General features: G+C 71.2%; 2 protein-coding genes. One reads left to right on the forward strand and one right to left on the reverse strand.

Annotated elements, in window-relative coordinates:
* Positions 1–711 (forward strand): ATP-binding protein (locus EF903_RS32910; protein WP_148142660.1); only part of this gene is annotated, 711 nt, incomplete at its 5' end.
* 159 nt (positions 712–870) lie between these two features.
* Here the strand turns inward: EF903_RS32910 and EF903_RS35710 are convergent.
* Positions 871–1,015: helicase associated domain-containing protein (locus EF903_RS35710; RefSeq protein ID WP_185902961.1), on the reverse strand; the 145-nt coding region annotated here is incomplete at its 5' end.

Here is a 1,015-nt window from a genome sequence, read left to right on the forward strand (position 1 = left end):
GCGCGTATGGTGTCGACCCGGCAGGTGGCCGCCGTGGCGGAGGCGGTGGGGCATACGGTCGCGGCGCGAGGGATGTGCTGCGTGTACGGGGACACGGGCCTGGGCAAGACGGTCGCCGTCGAACAGGCGTTGCATCTTCTGCCCGGCCGGGTGCCGGTGTGGCGGCCGGTGGTCGGCGTGGCACCCGGTCTGCCGCAGCTGCGGGCCTCGCTGTGTGAAGCGCTCGGGCTGCCGTCGGGGGCGCTGCCGCACCGGGCCGGGCCGGCCAGCCGGGCTCTGACGCGGGCACTGGCCGAGCCGGGTGTGCTGTTTCTCGATGACGCTCAGCGGCTGACGCCGCCACTGCTGGATTTCCTGCGGCAGTTGTGGGACGCGCCGGGCTGTGCGGCGGCGCTGGTGCTGTGTGGGGCGGGAAGCGAGCGGGCCCTCGCCCGTGCTTCGGCGCTGCGCTCGCGCGTGCTGAGCTGGCATCAGGTCGGCCGGCTTGAGCCGTCTCAAGTCCCGCAGACGCTGACTCTGTTCCACCCCGTATGGGCGCCGGCGGACCCGGACGACCTTGCGCGAGCGGACGAGCAGATGGCGCGCGGCAATTTCCGCACGTGGGCGAAGATCACGTCGCATGTCTACGCGGCCCGCGAGCGCGGCCCGGTAAGGCGTGTGGACCGGGAGCTGATCGAGCAGGCCTGCGCGCGTTTTGGCCCCTACCCGTGATGGTCCGCGCTGCTCGGAGGGCTCGGCTACGGGGCCTTCATGTGTTCCGACGAGGTGAACGAAGGCGCGCTCTATGGGGGGCACGGCTGGGTTCTCCGGGACCGAAGCGACCCAGGCCTTGATCCGGTCTGGCACAGGGGCGGCCGGCGGCCGGTGATGTCAGGCCCACTCCATACCGAGCTCCCGCAGGGCGGCCAGCTGGTCCTGGGCGAGCTTGTCGCGCCTCGATTTGGTGTTGGTGACCCATACGCCGAGTTTGACGGTCACCGGCTCCGTTTCGCCGTCGATGGTGATTTCTTCGCTG

Source organism: Streptomyces sp. WAC05292, from assembly GCF_003949955.1.
GTDB classification, from domain to species: domain Bacteria; phylum Actinomycetota; class Actinomycetes; order Streptomycetales; family Streptomycetaceae; genus Streptomyces; species Streptomyces globosus.